At 40.0% G+C, this 14,372-nt stretch carries 12 protein-coding genes; 6 read left to right on the forward strand and 6 right to left on the reverse strand.

What is annotated here, in order from left to right; all coding sequences use genetic code 11:
* Positions 1 to 56 precede the first annotated feature (56 nt).
* Together pheA and CA730_RS23220 are read left to right on the forward strand one after the other, a co-directional pair.
* Positions 57 to 920: a prephenate dehydratase gene (gene pheA, locus CA730_RS23215; RefSeq protein WP_096670924.1), complete on the forward strand. Its 864-nt coding sequence runs from the start codon at positions 57 to 59 to the stop codon at positions 918 to 920.
* A gap of 373 nt (positions 921 to 1,293) precedes the next feature.
* Entirely contained in the window at positions 1,294 to 2,031 is a 738-nt protein-coding gene (locus CA730_RS23220) for a GDSL-type esterase/lipase family protein (RefSeq protein WP_231939925.1), read from the forward strand.
* A gap of 11 nt (positions 2,032 to 2,042) precedes the next feature.
* On the opposite strand, the gene CA730_RS23225 is transcribed toward CA730_RS23220, so the two are convergent.
* From CA730_RS23225 to CA730_RS23240, 4 genes are all read right to left on the reverse strand, one after another.
* Positions 2,043 to 3,344, reverse strand: coding sequence for an RNA-guided endonuclease InsQ/TnpB family protein (locus tag CA730_RS23225; RefSeq protein ID WP_096671755.1), 1,302 nt, complete (start codon positions 3,342 to 3,344; stop codon positions 2,043 to 2,045).
* A 233-nt stretch (positions 3,345 to 3,577) separates the two neighbouring features.
* Entirely contained in the window at positions 3,578 to 4,783 is a 1,206-nt protein-coding gene (locus CA730_RS23230; RefSeq protein ID WP_096670926.1) for an ABC transporter permease, read from the reverse strand.
* Positions 4,784 to 4,954: 171 nt separating this feature from the next.
* A complete protein-coding gene (locus tag CA730_RS23235; protein ID WP_096670928.1) occupies positions 4,955 to 6,277 on the reverse strand; it encodes an efflux RND transporter periplasmic adaptor subunit in 1,323 nt (440 codons plus the stop codon).
* A gap of 142 nt (positions 6,278 to 6,419) precedes the next feature.
* Positions 6,420 to 8,231, reverse strand: a complete 1,812-nt coding sequence (locus tag CA730_RS23240; RefSeq protein ID WP_096670930.1) for an ABC transporter ATP-binding protein — start codon at positions 8,229 to 8,231, stop codon at positions 6,420 to 6,422.
* A gap of 607 nt (positions 8,232 to 8,838) precedes the next feature.
* On the opposite strand from CA730_RS23240, the gene CA730_RS23245 reads away from it, so the two are divergent.
* The 4 genes from CA730_RS23245 to CA730_RS23260 all read left to right on the forward strand — a co-directional run bounded on the left by CA730_RS23245 (position 8,839) and on the right by CA730_RS23260 (position 12,577).
* On the forward strand, positions 8,839 to 9,183 hold the full coding sequence (locus tag CA730_RS23245; protein ID WP_096670932.1) for a hypothetical protein: 345 nt from the start codon (positions 8,839 to 8,841) through the stop codon (positions 9,181 to 9,183).
* A 191-nt stretch (positions 9,184 to 9,374) separates the two neighbouring features.
* The gene (locus CA730_RS23250; RefSeq protein WP_096670934.1) at positions 9,375 to 10,508 is read left to right on the forward strand and encodes a TOMM precursor leader peptide-binding protein; all 1,134 of its coding nucleotides are present in this window, start codon (positions 9,375 to 9,377) and stop codon (positions 10,506 to 10,508) included.
* Between the two features lie 11 nt (positions 10,509 to 10,519).
* On the forward strand, positions 10,520 to 11,830 hold the full coding sequence (locus tag CA730_RS23255) for a YcaO-like family protein (RefSeq protein WP_096670936.1): 1,311 nt from the start codon (positions 10,520 to 10,522) through the stop codon (positions 11,828 to 11,830).
* An 18-nt stretch (positions 11,831 to 11,848) separates the two neighbouring features.
* On the forward strand, positions 11,849 to 12,577 hold the full coding sequence (locus tag CA730_RS23260; RefSeq protein ID WP_096670938.1) for a SagB/ThcOx family dehydrogenase: 729 nt from the start codon (positions 11,849 to 11,851) through the stop codon (positions 12,575 to 12,577).
* A 41-nt stretch (positions 12,578 to 12,618) separates the two neighbouring features.
* Here the strand turns inward: CA730_RS23260 and CA730_RS23265 are convergent, their stop codons facing one another.
* Positions 12,619 to 13,455 (reverse strand): carbohydrate ABC transporter permease, encoded by an 837-nt coding sequence (locus CA730_RS23265; protein ID WP_172891238.1) that lies wholly within the window; start codon positions 13,453 to 13,455, stop codon positions 12,619 to 12,621.
* Positions 13,452 to 14,360, reverse strand: coding sequence for a carbohydrate ABC transporter permease (locus CA730_RS23270; protein ID WP_096670940.1), 909 nt, complete (start codon positions 14,358 to 14,360; stop codon positions 13,452 to 13,454). Before CA730_RS23270 ends, CA730_RS23265 begins: the two co-directional genes overlap by 4 nt.
* Positions 14,361 to 14,372 lie beyond the last annotated feature (12 nt).

The following is a 14,372-nucleotide window of genomic DNA, read 5'->3' on the forward strand; positions in this document are numbered from 1 at the left end:
TTGCCAAAAATCCAACTATTAATTCATTATTCATCAAATTCACCAAATTTAACAGCATGAATCTAAAAATCGCTCATTTAGGTCCCCCAGGAACTTATGCCGAACAAGCGGCTTTTTTTTATCTCAACTGGTTAAAAACCCATTCAGACATTAATTCTCAAACAAACTTTGAATTATGTTCATATTCTACCATTGCTCAGTCCCTACAAGCTATTGTAGATAAACAAGCAGAAATAGCTGTTGTCCCAGTAGAAAATTCTATTGAAGGTAGTGTCAACATGACAATGGATAGCTTATGGCAATTGGGGAATTTAAAAATTCAGTTAGCTTTAGTTTTACCAATTCAACACACATTAATTTCCTATGCCACAAGTTTAGATAATATTAAAACTGTCTATTCTCATCCTCAAGCGTTAGCGCAATGTCAAGAATGGTTATCACAGTTCTTGCCAAATGTCAATTTAATTCCCCGAAATTCAACCACTGAAGCACTACAGGGATTAGAAGAAGAGGTCACTACAGCAGCTATATCTTCTAGTCGGGCGGCACAATTGTATAATTTACCTATTCTTGCCAGAGGGATTAATGATTATCCAGAAAACTGTACTCGGTTTTGGGTCGTAAGCACGGAGGAAAATTATCCCCTTGATTGTACTCATACATCTTTAGCTTTCAGCGTGCCAGCTAATGTACCGGGTGCATTAATAAAAGTATTGTCAGTATTTGCTCGTTTAGGGATTAATCTGAGTCGAATTGAATCGCGTCCGACAAAACGTTCCTTAGGGGAATATTTATTTTATTTGGATATTGAAGCAGATGTAAATGCACAAATCATGAAATCTGCTTTGGAAGAGTTGCGAAATTATACAGAAATTTTGAAAATTTTTGGTAGCTATAGTGTGTTACCAATTAATTTATAATTAGTCAGTTGTCATTAGAGGATGTTTGAAAAGTTTTGAATGTATAAATTTACCCCTCTCCAAACCTCTCCCCGACGCGGGGAGAGGCTTTGAAAACCCCATTCCCTGGTAGGGAAGGGGGGCAGGGGGGTTAGGTTTTTGGAGATTATGAGTTTCATCTGATACTTTTCAAACAACCTCTTAGTCATTAGACCTCTCCGGAAATTAGGTTTTCAGCTAGACAAGTTAAGGGTTTCAGATTCTTTTTCGGAGATGTCTATTCGTGAAAACTATTCTTCTTCCTCCTGAACTCCTAACTCCTGACTCCTGACTCCTGTAATAGTGTAAAAATATATAGAATATTCTGGAAATATCCATTACATTACTTTTTGAAATGCCAAGTTTTCCGACTTCTACCTTAATGCAAATATCTGTAGCGCCAAAACTTTGTCAACCTTTAAAGATTGTCGCCTTGGGGGATAGCTTAGTATATGGATACGGTGATCCAGAGAAAGGCGGTTGGGTGGAACAATTGCGACGGTGGTGGATGTTACCGGACAGTGTGGGTCATGTGCTTTATAATTTGGGGGTAAGGGGCGATCGCACACAGCAAATATGCCAACGTTTAGAAGTGGAATTTCGTCACCGGGGAGAAATCCGCAATCGTGTTCCTGACTTGATTATTTTGTCTGTCGGTGTGAACGATACACCTCGATTAAGAAGTCCTAACGGCAGAAATTACACAGATTTTGGTCAGTTTGAATCAGAAATCGCCACATTGCTGGATCAAGCTCAAAAACTCTGTCCCGTGCTGTTTGTGGGGATGGTTCCCGTAGACGAAAGCAAAATGCCCTTCCTTGATTGTTTATTTTATAATCATGGCGACCAATACCGCTACAAAGAAGCAACACGACAAGCTTGTGAACAAAGACAGATTCCCTATTTAGATATTTTTGATCAATGGATGCAGCGGAGTCAAGGATGGAGAAGCGATCGCCTCACCGGGGACGGACTGCACCCCAACACACTTGGTTATCAGGACTTATTAGAAGCCGTACTCAACTGGAAAGAATTATCCCAATATCATTGTCAAGCTGATTATCGGGCAGAATTACAGCAAGAGTTGAGTTGACACTCTCAGGGCTAAAGCCGCTGAGATTCTGCGGACAGAGTAAATTTAGGCAATGCCCAAAGTTTAATTCTCGCTACGGTCGTCAAACACCGTCTACCCAGTAAGCCTAAGTCTAAGCTTAGATTGCTGGCTACTTTTCGCAGAATGTTAGCTGCGCCGTTCAAATCTGCATTTATCATTGAACCATTACCTGACTGATACAAGCCACGTTTAACACGCTTTCCAGATGCTTTCCACCCGTCTGGTTTTTCACCAAACTTGGGTAGGGAGTCTCCATTTAGAAAACTAGCTTTTGATGTGTACGCTTCCTCAGTTTCTTGAAATCTAATACCGTGCAAATCGCAAAGTTGGATTAGCCGGGTTTTGAGTTTACCTAATGGCATTTGGACAAACTTTTGATTGTTAATCCTTCCCATATTGGCGTTAGATTTAAACCCTTCATTCCAACCAATTACTAACGTACCAATGCCATATTTTAAGCAATGGTCAACAATTAGTTTTGCAGCTTTGTTAATACCGTCACGCATTTGATGGTTACGTTTACGGGTTACACGGTCTAACCAGTTATCCCAATAAGCTTCTGACTTTCCGTCCTTGCGAGTAGATACTTTCTTATTCCACAACTGGTTCATAGCTTTCATTGCACGGGCATCAATCAATAGGGAATTGCCAAATGTATCAACGCAAGCCGCTAAATTATCAGCCGTTCCCAAGTCAATAGATAATGCCTGATTAATATCTAAAACGTGGTTTTGTTTCTCGACTTCATAAGACATCTCTAGATAAAAAACACCGTTCTTAGGTAGAATAGTAAACTCTTTAACCTTGGCAATATCTATATTTGACGGCATTGGTAGGAAAAATTCAGAAATTCCAAACCATCTTTTAACTGTTAGTCCCAACGAGAATCTAAGTTGCCCATTAACTAGACTAGGCTTTTGTCCACCGCTATTAGGATAGGCAACTTTGAAAAGTTTAGAACTTGTTAAATAGCCGGGGGCTTTAGGTTTGAAGTGTAGTTGTTCTTTAAGGAACAAAGAACGTAATTTTTTAAAAGATTTGAATGACTCGGTTACAGATAAGAGCGTTTGTTGCGCTGGGATAGATGGCATTGATTGAGCAACCATAGTTTTAGAAACTGAAGGCTCATAAATCAAATCAAACTTGCCCGTTAACAACTTTCCAGTTTTAAAAAATGTTTGTCGAGCAAAATAAACACCGCTGTTATATAGTTTGCCAGATTGCTCACAAAGATACTCTAACACTGCCTTTGTTTCATTATTGGGAGACAACAAAACCTGCTGTACTCCCATCGCTTTTTTATTTTTTCCCACCAATTTTTGATGTAATGAAAATTGACTTTTCAATGATAATTGATTAAGCTAAGGTCGTCAACATCACGGTTAGTATAGAAAATACCAAAGCAGTTAAAACCTTGGTCAGTGAGCTTGTCGAACTGCTCGTGTCGCTTATATCTCAGGTCTAAAGACATGGTTCCTGAGCTTGTCGAAGGACTGAGTTTTACGCTTACCGGATGTCTCTATAATCAGCCACTTCTGAGGGCGACAATGGGATCTAACATAGCAGCTTGTCGGGCGGGAAAGACACCGAAAACTAAGCCTATGCTACCAGATATTGTCACAGCCACAGCGATCGCATATAGAGGAAATTGAGGAGTTAAAGGCGTGAAAAATGCCAAGGGGATAGTTCCCCCAACTCCTAAAATTATCCCCAGCAAACAGCCAGAAAGAGAGAGAATAATTGCCTCAATTAAAAACTGCGCTAAAATATCATTCTGAGTTGCCCCAACTGCCTTGCGTAAACCAATTTCTTGAGTGCGTTCAGTCACAGAAACTAACATAATATTCATGATACCAATTCCACCTACTAACAGAGAAATGGCAGCAATTAAAGCTAATAATAAAGATAAAATACTAGTCACCTGAACTACCAATTCTTGAAACTTTTTATTAGCGAAAACAGCCACATCTTTTTTACCATGTAGTCGAGCCAGAATATTAGTAATTTGAAAACCTGCCGCGCGAACACTATCTCTATTTTTGGCAGTCACTAAAATATAACTGAGAGGAATATCAGATATTGATCTGCGTCCAACTAATCTATTAGCAAATATTGTCAGTGGGACAATTGCAGTTTGGTCCAAATTCTCCCCAGCAAATGCACCCTTTGATTGCAACAAACCAATCACTTGAAACGAGATATTATTAATCATCACTTCTTGTCCAACAGGATTTTCATAACCGAACAACTTGCGGCTAGTTTCTGCACCCAAAACAGTGACTTGAGCCTGTTGTTGCTGTTGTTTTTGATTAAACATTCTGCCAGTGACAAGCACAAGATTCTGCACAGCAAGCAAATCAGACGTAGTTCCTTTAACAGTTGTTGATGTTAATTTATTATTAAAGCTAATTGGCATTTTTTGCTCATCTACAGGCGCAACTTGACTAACACTAGGAACTTGAGCTTTAATTGCTTCTGCGTCTGATAACACCAATTGGGCATCAGGAAATTTCATGCCTTCATCATCTTCAAAATTACTATATACCGTGAGTTGATTTGCGCCAAAAGCCTCAAGTTTGCCCAATACAAGATTTTGTGCGCCCTGTCCAATCCCAATCATACTAATAACAGAAGCATTGCCAATAATTATTCCCAGCATAGTTAGTCCGCTACGGAGTTTATTAGCAGAGAGAGTGGCAAAAGCCATATTCACACTTTCTAACAAATTCATAATTTAAAACAATAAAAAGATAAATTTCTTCTGCTGACTCCTTACACCAAGAAACCTGCAAATAAAAAACACCCAACCACCTAAAGCAAAAAATTTCTTAAACTCTCATTCCTCCGTGTTCTCTGTGTCTCTGTGGTTCGTTTATTTAAGTATTTTTTTAATTAGAAATCCCTAAGATCCCATAGGACGATCAACACCATCAATTAATTGATTAGCTGGTGGTTGGATAAAAACCCGTTCACCTTCCGAAAGTCCGCCCAAAATTTGCGTTTTATCACCAGAAGTAATTCCTACTTGTATCGGATGAAATTTTGCTTGATTATCTTTGTCTGGTAACAATACACCCACTTGCCCCTGCTTACCAGAAACCACAGCAGCCGAAGGAATTACCAAAGCATTGCGAATATCATTCACCAGAAAAGTTAACTTTACATTTAGCCCTACCTTGAGTTGATCTTGGCCTGTTGCCAAAGCAATCTTGACTCGCATAAAAGTGACATTTTCTTCCTTAACTCCCCTGGGAGCAATCAAACGGACTTGCCCTTGAAAAACTTTTTCAGGAAAAGCATCAAGGCGAATTTCTACAGGCTGATTTTTCTGAATCTGCGCCATATTTACTTCGGGAACCTTAGCTTCTATTTCCAAACCACTGGATAATTCAGCAATAGAGGCGCTAGTTCCCCCTTCATTAGTGGAAACAGAAGTATTTGGGGTTACGAAATCGCCAGCTTGGGCAAAACGTCGGGTAATTAAGCCAGCAAAAGGAGCGCGAATGAAAGTATTTTCTAACTGATTTTCGTAAAATTGCAATTGGGCAGTTGCTTGAGCTACTTCAGCAGCAGCTTTGGTAATTTCCTCAGCTTGATAGCCGGAAAGTAGTTTCTTTAGTTGTTGTTGAGCAGATATCAGACTAAATTTAGCTTGTTGTAAGTTATCCTTGGCGCTTTTTTCCTCATTTAAAGCAGCATCTAGTTCATCACGGGAGATTGCCCCTTGTGATACAGGATATTGCCTACGCTGGACTCGTTGAGAAGCTAATGCCAAGCGAGATTGAGCTTCCCGCACTTGGGCTGTATACTTATGCACATCAGCTTGAGCGATCGCAATTTCTTCTGGTCTATAACCCTTACGCTTTTCTTGCAACTCAGCTTTTGCTTTCCATAACAGCGCTCGATACTGATTTACCTGAGCTTGAAAGGCTTGACGCTCCATTTCTGCGACTAATTGTCCTTTTTGGACATAACTACCTTCATCTACATAGAGTTTGGCAATTCGACCGGTTTCTCTTGGTCCAATATTAATTTTGCGAACTGGTTGCACGACTCCATTGGTTTTGATTTTAATTTTTAAGTCGCTGGTAGTGACAGGGACTGTCAAATCTGTAATATCTTTTTTGCTGGGTTGATACCAATGGCTGAAATAAGCAATAGCAATTCCAGATAAACCAAATGCAGTCAGCCCAATTAACAAAGGAGTCGGATTTTTGATGTTCATGGCTGCTGCATAGAATAATATTTCCAGAATAATTGAACGCAGATAAATACGGATGAATTTTTTCTATTTCTCAAACTCCTACTCTCTGCGCCTCTGCGAGAGAAAAAATCATAATTCTGTGCAGCCTCAGATGTAATTAATATTACACACCATACTGTTCTACCTGCATATTCCATAGAGCGGTATATTCGCCTCCCAGTTGTAAAAGTTCTTGGTGAGTACCATCTTCAATTAAATGACCATCTTTGAGGACTAATATCCGGTCAGCCATTCGCACTGAGGCTAATCTGTGGGTAATCAGGATGGTAGTTTTCCCTTCAGCTAGTTCCACAAAACGCAGGTAGAAATCACACTCGCTGCGGGGGTCTAGTGCGGCGGTAGGCTCATCTAAAAGGAGTAGTTGGGCTTCTTGGCGAACAAAGGCACGAGCTAGAGCTAATTTTTGCCACTGTCCTCCAGAAAGTTCTGTACCGCCAAACTGTTTACCCAATTGTGTATCTTCTCCACTGGGAAAATCATCCACTAGGTTGACGATATCGGCTTTTTCTACCGCATATCTGAGAATTTCTCGATTTTCTAGGGCGGCGAGGTTTCCTAATGCGATATTTTCTCCCAGGGTGAGCGAGTAATGTCCAAAGTCTTGGAAAACTCCCGCAATTTGCTGTCGCCACTGGTCTAAATTCAAATCTCTGAGGTCTATACCATCAACGATAATCCGTCCTGTGGTCGGGTCGTAAAGCCTTGTTAATAGCTTAACTAAAGTGGTTTTACCTGCGCCATTTTCTCCAACTATGGCTACTGTTTGGCCGGGGTAAAGGGTAAAAGAAATATCCTTGAGTGCTAATCTACCATCTGGGTAGTGAAAATCAACTTGCTCAAAAGTAATACCTGCACGAATCGGAGTGGGGATTTTTTCTCCAGGTATGTTCAATGTCATCGGGGTAGGACTGTCGAGAAAGTTGAAAAACTGCTGCATATAGATAATATTCTCAAATAAATCCAACCAATGACTGACAAATCTTTCGAGATTATTCTGGAAGTAAGTTAATGATTGTACGAATAAAAGGACACTTCCTGGGCTTAACAGTCCTCTAAAAGCTTGTTTAACTACCCAATAGAAAGAAAAACCATTTCCTAATGTACTCAGAATAGCTAAACTAGATGACCAAAATGCCTGTTTACCCCGCAAATGACGCATAGATTGATGTAAAGATTGAAAAGCTTGTCCGTAAAGCTGCATAAAAAATGTACCTAGCTGAAATAACCTGATTTCTTTGGCATAGGTATCAGTGAGCATTACTGTGGTGTAATACTCCATTTTTCGGGCTTGAGGACTGTTCTCAAATAAAGTGATCCAAATAGCTCTACCATATTGGGAAGAAACTACTATTTGGGGTATAGTGGCGATCGCAATCACAATGGGTATCCAAAAAGCCAGGGGAATTAATAGCCCAACTACCACAATTAAAGTAATCAATGAGCGAATTAATTCCACCAAATTTTCAACTAAGTTTAAGGGTTTATAGCTAACCTGTTGTTGGAGAAGCTGTAACTCATCATAAAATTCAGCATCTTCAAATCTACTCAAGTCCGAAAAACTATCGGCTTTTCGCATTAATAATAAACTAATGTGAGCCGCTAATTTATCATTGAGATTCCCCTGAAGTGCAAATATCCAAGGATAAAGCAGGGTTTCTAATAGCAAAGATCCCACCCATGCTGCTACCAAATACCATAGAATGGAATCATCTAAGACTTTACCAGTTGTTAAAGCTGTAGCCACAGTATCTACTACTAGTTTAGTAATCCAAACACTAACCCCAGGAAGAAACCCTTGTAATAGGGTTACAGCAATTAAAAACACCATTTCTTGAGGTGCTGCTGTCCATAACAAGGGTAAGGAACGCCATAAAACTCTACTATAATCTTCTGCCCAAACTCTTAAATCACTCATTCATTAACCCTAATTTTTATAAGCTGTTAGATAATTCCCTGATTTCCAAAAATTTGATATTTTCTCAGTAATAACTAAATTTATTACTTCAATCCTTTGGCATTTTTTTTGATTCTGCTGTCCATATACTTTAATATCTTACTTTTGAAAATTTTTGTCCTCCACTTCTTAAGGATGAATATTTCAAAAAAAATTAACTGGATGTTGTCTCACGATCTTACTAAAGGAGTAAATATAAAGAAATAGAACTGCTCTTTTAAATCAGTTATGAGCATTATTTTAATTTGACTTTAACTATCAAATTACCTTGAATTACAAGAGTTTGATGCACCATTAGCACAAGTTCATAAATTGAGCCTTAATCTATCAAGAGATAAAATAATACTACTCAAGAAAGAAGAAAATCGTCCAAGAAAAGATATTCTTGTAGAAGTTGGATAAGCAAATAAAGACATAATTGGCAATTCTGACAAGAGCAATTTTTATAAAAGACAAGGTCTTACGGAATATAAATTCCATTTGATAGTTGCCCAAACTGATCATAAATTGGTTTTGCTCTTTTGTGGATTAGTGAAATTTAAAAAATAGTTAAAAGGAGTAGGTGACAATGCTGGCAGAAAAAACACTGAGCCAATCAACAATAGAAATGCGTTTGGTAGATCAAGCCGACAAATTAGAAAAACTTCTGTTGTCTGAAGAGGAAATAGCAACTTTAGAAAAATTAGCAATGTCAGGAGTATTTGACTCTGAAACCACCCAAAGATGGTTTGCTAATTGCGGTGGCTGTGGATGCCGTGGCTGCGGATGTCGTGGTTGTGGTGGCTGTGGATGCCGTGGCTGCGGATGTCGTGGCTGTGGTGGCTGTAGACCTTGCGGCGGATGTGGTGGCTGTGGTCATGCAACAGTATCAGGTGTGTTGGAAGACACTGATGAGGTCGGATTTGGATACTAACTAAACTCAGCGATATAACGATAGTTTAGTAATTCTAGAAACCAAGTTTCTTGAGTTGAAAATCATTGAACTTGGCTAGAAAAGTCAACAGAAACCCTGCTTTTATCCAATATTTTTTGAGTACAAAAAACAGGGTTTTTCATTTTTCTGGTTGCTATTGATAGCAAGATTCAATCTTTGCAATAAAGTCTATGAAATTAAATGATAGTCAGCGACTCCGGCTACTAGAACACGTTGTTATCAACGTGATGCCGGCAGATTGCAGTGGCGAAGAAAGTATGATATTTAATACAACACGGCGAACCCTGAGAGTACAGGGTCAAGCTCTGCATAATGTAGAAAACATTGTTTTACCTTTACTAGATGGCGATCGCACAATAGGAGAAATCCGCGATGCTATTGGCGAACAATTGACAGATTCTTCTCTAAATCAATGTTTAGAATTTTTGATGGACAATCGCCTAGTTGAAGAGTCTTGGGAAGATAGAGATGATTTAGATAGTCGTGCTTATTTACTGCCGCAAATTAGTCTTTATCATGAATTAGGCTTTGACCAAAAAGATGCTCAGAAACTCTTAGCTAATGCCAGGATTACTGTTTTTGGACTGGGAGGTTCGGGACTGATAGCAGCAATTAATCTAGCTACTGCTGGTATCGGTTTTGTGCGTTTGTGCGATGATGCCTGTATCCTGCCCTCGGATTCCCTGATGATGTCAGGTTCGGGATTGAATAAGATCGGTGCTTTTCGGGGTGTGGAAGCGGCTCGACAGATTGAAGCCATTGGTGGAGTTACCCAAACTGAAATTGTTACAGATAATTTAAATGATGATGCAACCATCAATCCTTTGTTGGCGGACGTTGATCTGGTGATTGTTGCTACTGATGCCGTATCTGTAAATCTAGCCTATCGCCTAAACAGACTATGCCTAAAGATGCAGCGCCCATTGCTACCGGGTGGGGCGGCTGGGATTGAGGGAAATGTCGGTCCGCTGGTTTTTTCCCAGGACAAACCCTGTTATCTATGCTATCGAATGCGGTCTATGGCTTGTTCTAAGTTTCCAGAGGCGGAATTGGCGGTTGAACAGTTGCTCAACCGAGAACGGCGTTCTCAACCACGACTGCGGGAAAATTTACCGATAGGTCAGATGTTGGTGGGAAGTTATATGGCTCTTGATGCGGTGAAGATGATGCTCGGTCTACCTATGGCTACTGACGGAAAACTACTACATATAGACTTACTTAGCACAAAACTGACTCACAATGTTGTTCTCAAAAAACCAGGTTGTCCCCATTGTTCAGCCAAGACAGGGAACGGAAAAAGATAGGAGAGAACACAGTGAATACAGTAATTGCAAGTCCCCGCTGGGGGGATTTAGTCAGCCCCCATACTGGCATTATTCGATCCTTAGATAGATTTACCAAGCCTTATACAGAGTTCGATTTCCCGGTGTTGTGGCAAGCCGAATTAGCCAATTTCCAACTTCGTAAACAGCAGGACGATTTACGCTACGGTGTTGGTAGGGGCATGACGGATGAACAAGCCATTTTTGGGGCTGTGGGCGAAGCTATAGAAAGATACTGTGGTGGTATTGTTGATCATCGCCAACTAATTGTTGGTAGCTACGAAGAATTAGGCAATCGTGCCGTTTCTCCTTTAGTTTTTTCTCCTTTTTCTGACCAACAATACTCTAACCCCAATTTCCCTTTTCCAGCTTTCAATCCGACAACGCAGACTTCGTGGATAAATGCCCTTTCTTTATCCAGTAACCAACAGGTTTTAGTTCCAGCCTTTTTGGTTTATTTGGACTGGGACGGCAACCAACCAGGAGATCATATTTTACCTGTTAGTTCTAACGGTATGGCTAGTGGACCGTCTTGGGAGTTTGCTGCCTACAGGGGTTTGTGCGAATTAATTGAACGCGATGCTTTCATCATTACTTGGTTAAATCGCTTACCTGCTCCGCGCATCTATTTTGACCACCTGCCAGGAATTGAGACGGAAATAGCCCGCCACTATGCCCGCTTTGGCATTGAGTTAGTTGTCTTCGAGTTGATTACTGATATTCAAGTCCCAGTTTTCATGGCTATGTTAATTGACCGTTCGGGCAAGGGTCCGGCTGTGTCCACTGGTATGGGATGTCATCTTGATGGACCAACGGCTTTTCACAAGGCAGTTTTTGAAGTTTGTCAAGCTCGCTTTGGTGACATAGAACGGATGAAAAATGGTGCTGGGACTAATCTTCATGAATATAGTGATGTTCAGAATTTGGATGATCACAGCGCTTTTTTCTACACAACGGCTCGGTTGAGTGAGTTGGATTTTCTGTTTCATCATGATCAATCCTGCCAAGTTGAAGATTTACCAATTTACGAATCTGAATCAGAAGCGGAGAATTTGCAATCAGTAGTTACCAAGTTGAATTCAGTGGGTGTTGAACCTTATGTAGTGGAAATTACCGCCCCTGATATCGCCTCTCTTGGTTTCCGAGTGGTGCGGACTTTAGCCAGTGAATTAGTCCCTATCTATTTTGGTTATGGACAAGAACCACTGGGGACTCGGCGATTGTTTGAAGTCCCAGAAAGGTTGGATTATGGTGGCCGACGTACCGCAAATGACTTGAATCCCTGCCCACATCCTATGGCTTAAAACAAGGAAATTAGAGCAATGCACACAGCCAATGAACCTTTAGAATTAGCTCTTCTGTATCATTTGAACTCTCCAGTCCCGAAAAGTCATGTCAAGCGGGTTCCGGCTACTGAACTGCGATATCTGCCAGAAGCTCCTTTTCTGGAACTACCAAAAGCACCACGGGATAACCCGCTGTCGGAACTTTTAGCACGGCGTACTTCTGTGCGATCATTTGAAAATCAGGTGATGCCACTCGTCTCTTTGGCTCAACTACTTGATGCAGGGTGTGGACTCAATGGACTGCGTGAGGTAGATAATCAATGCTATGAGGCTCGCAACTCTCCTTCTGCGGGCGGATTGTATCCCCTGGAGGTGTTCGTATCTACACAAGCGGTACAAGGTTTGGTTAGCGGACTATATCACTATGAACCTCGCGGACAAGGGTTACATTGGGTGAATGATGCCGTACCAACAGATTTTATAGAAGCATTTTTGCAGCAAGATTATATTGTCAATGCCAATGCTCTGTTTGTGTTCACATCGGTTTTTATGCGCTCAATGGGCAAATATGGAGCGCGAGGCTATCGTTTTGCACTTTTGGAAGCTGGTCATCAAGCTGAAAATATAAGTTTAATGGCTGTGCAATTGGGGCTGGATAGTCTTTGTCTCGGTGGATTCCATGATCTGAGTTTAAACGGTATGTTGGGGATTGATGGGCAACGTCATGCGGCTATTTACTGTGTTGCTGTTGGGAGGAAGGGATAAGTTTTTCTCTCGCAGAGACGCAGAGGCGCAGAGAGGAGGAATTATTCTTTACCACCAGTAAAGGTAATACCTTGAATTAAGTAGCGGTTAAAGAAGGCATAAATGGCTAAACCGGGCAGGGTGAATACCATTGAGGCTGCCATAGTGTAGTTCCAATAGCTGATATATTGACCTTTAAAGGTGTTTAGTCCCAAGGGTAAGGTGAACATTTCTGGGTCAAAAAGAATGACTACGGGCAGTAAAAAATTATTCCAACTACCCATAAAGACAAAAACTGCTTGTGCGGCTAATGCTGGTCTAGCTAGAGGTAAAACTATGTGCCAAAAAATTCCCCAGGCATTTAAACTATCTAGTTGACCAGCTTCTTCTAATTCTCTAGGGAAATTAACAAAGAATTGCCGCATCATAAAAATAAAAGTAGCATTAACCATACTCGGAACTATCATCCCAGGGTATGAATTTAACCAACCGATGGTTTTGAGAATTAAAAATGTGGGAATTAGGGTAATTTGCGCTGGCACTACTAAGACTGTCAAAATTAGGAGGAACCAGAAACTTTTACCATGAAAATGTAATCTGGCTAGGGCATAACCTGCCATTGAGTTAAATAGTAAGTTTAAAATTGTGACGGTAACGCCAATAATTACACTATTAAATAACCATCGCAAAAATAAAGGTTCTTGCAGAAATATCTGTTTGTAATTATCAAGAGTAAAATGTTTGGGGATGAAATTAAATTCACCATTTATAATTTCGGGGAGGGGCTTAAATGATGCTGATAATGCCCAAAGGAAGGGAATTATGGTGATAATTCCATAAACTGTGAGGAAGATATATAATAGAACTTTAACCCAGAAAATATCAAGGATTTTATTCAAATTTTATCACCTCCGAAGAATTGTCTCTGAATTAATGTGAGGGTAATAATTACAGATGCTAGTAAAAAGGCGATCGCAGCCCCATATCCCATCTGTAAATTCCGAAATACGGTTTGATAAATTAGCAGAACTAAGGTGAGAGTGGCGTTATTTGGTCCACCAGTTCCTCCAGAAAATATATAAGATTGATCAAATAATTGAAAAGTCCCAATCATCCCCATTGCTATGACGAAGAAAGTCACTGGTCGCAATAAAGGCAAGGTAATATAAATAAACTGTTCCCAACTATTCGCTCCATCAAGTTCTGCTGCTTCGTAAAGGGTTTGGGGAATATCCTGTAAAGCTGCTAAATAAATCACCATAAAAAACGGTGCTGTTGACCAAATATTCATGATCATAATTCCTTTAAGAGCAACAGATGGATCTCCCAACCAATTATATATAGGTAATTTTAGGAAAGCTAAAAAATTATTTAGGAGTCCATTTGTGTTATAAATCCACATAAAAATTAGTGTCAATACGGCGGAAGATGTGACTGTTGGTAAAAAGTAAAGAATCCGCCACCAGTTTTTCCCGTGAATGCCAGAATTGAGTGTTACTGCTAAACCTAAAGCCAAAATAGTTTGTGTGGGAACAACAACGGCTACATATTCGGCTGTATTTTTTAAAGCAATTCCCACTCTTTCATCTGTTAACAATCTTTGGAAATTACCCAAACCGAAAAAACGGTAATGAATACCTCCTAGCATTTGCACTTTGTGTAAGGAAAGAAATACAGCATAGAGAATAGGTAAAATTATAAATGTCCCTATAACTAAAATACTGGGAGTTATGAATAAATAAGCTGTTAAATTTTCTTTGATCTGTCTATTACAGTAATTTTCGGGTAAATGAAACTCAAACATTCTATTTCTCAC

The organism is Dolichospermum compactum NIES-806 (genome assembly GCF_002368115.1).
Classification (GTDB): Bacteria; Cyanobacteriota; Cyanobacteriia; order Cyanobacteriales; family Nostocaceae; genus Dolichospermum; species Dolichospermum compactum.

What these genes read in the sequence shown, in the direction of transcription:
- pheA (WP_096670924.1), top strand. Translation starts at nt 57, where the DNA reads ATGAATCTAAAAATCGCTCATTTAGGTCCCCCAGGAACTTATGCCGAA.
- CA730_RS23220 (WP_231939925.1), top strand. Translation starts at nt 1,294, where the DNA reads ATGCCAAGTTTTCCGACTTCTACCTTAATGCAAATATCTGTAGCGCCA.
- CA730_RS23225 (WP_096671755.1), bottom strand. Translation starts at nt 3,344, where the DNA reads ATGGGAGTACAGCAGGTTTTGTTGTCTCCCAATAATGAAACAAAGGCA.
- CA730_RS23230 (WP_096670926.1), bottom strand. Translation starts at nt 4,783, where the DNA reads ATGAATTTGTTAGAAAGTGTGAATATGGCTTTTGCCACTCTCTCTGCT.
- CA730_RS23235 (WP_096670928.1), bottom strand. Translation starts at nt 6,277, where the DNA reads ATGAACATCAAAAATCCGACTCCTTTGTTAATTGGGCTGACTGCATTT.
- CA730_RS23240 (WP_096670930.1), bottom strand. Translation starts at nt 8,231, where the DNA reads ATGAGTGATTTAAGAGTTTGGGCAGAAGATTATAGTAGAGTTTTATGG.
- CA730_RS23245 (WP_096670932.1), top strand. Translation starts at nt 8,839, where the DNA reads ATGCTGGCAGAAAAAACACTGAGCCAATCAACAATAGAAATGCGTTTG.
- CA730_RS23250 (WP_096670934.1), top strand. Translation starts at nt 9,375, where the DNA reads ATGAAATTAAATGATAGTCAGCGACTCCGGCTACTAGAACACGTTGTT.
- CA730_RS23260 (WP_096670938.1), top strand. Translation starts at nt 11,849, where the DNA reads ATGCACACAGCCAATGAACCTTTAGAATTAGCTCTTCTGTATCATTTG.
- CA730_RS23270 (WP_096670940.1), bottom strand. Translation starts at nt 14,360, where the DNA reads ATGTTTGAGTTTCATTTACCCGAAAATTACTGTAATAGACAGATCAAA.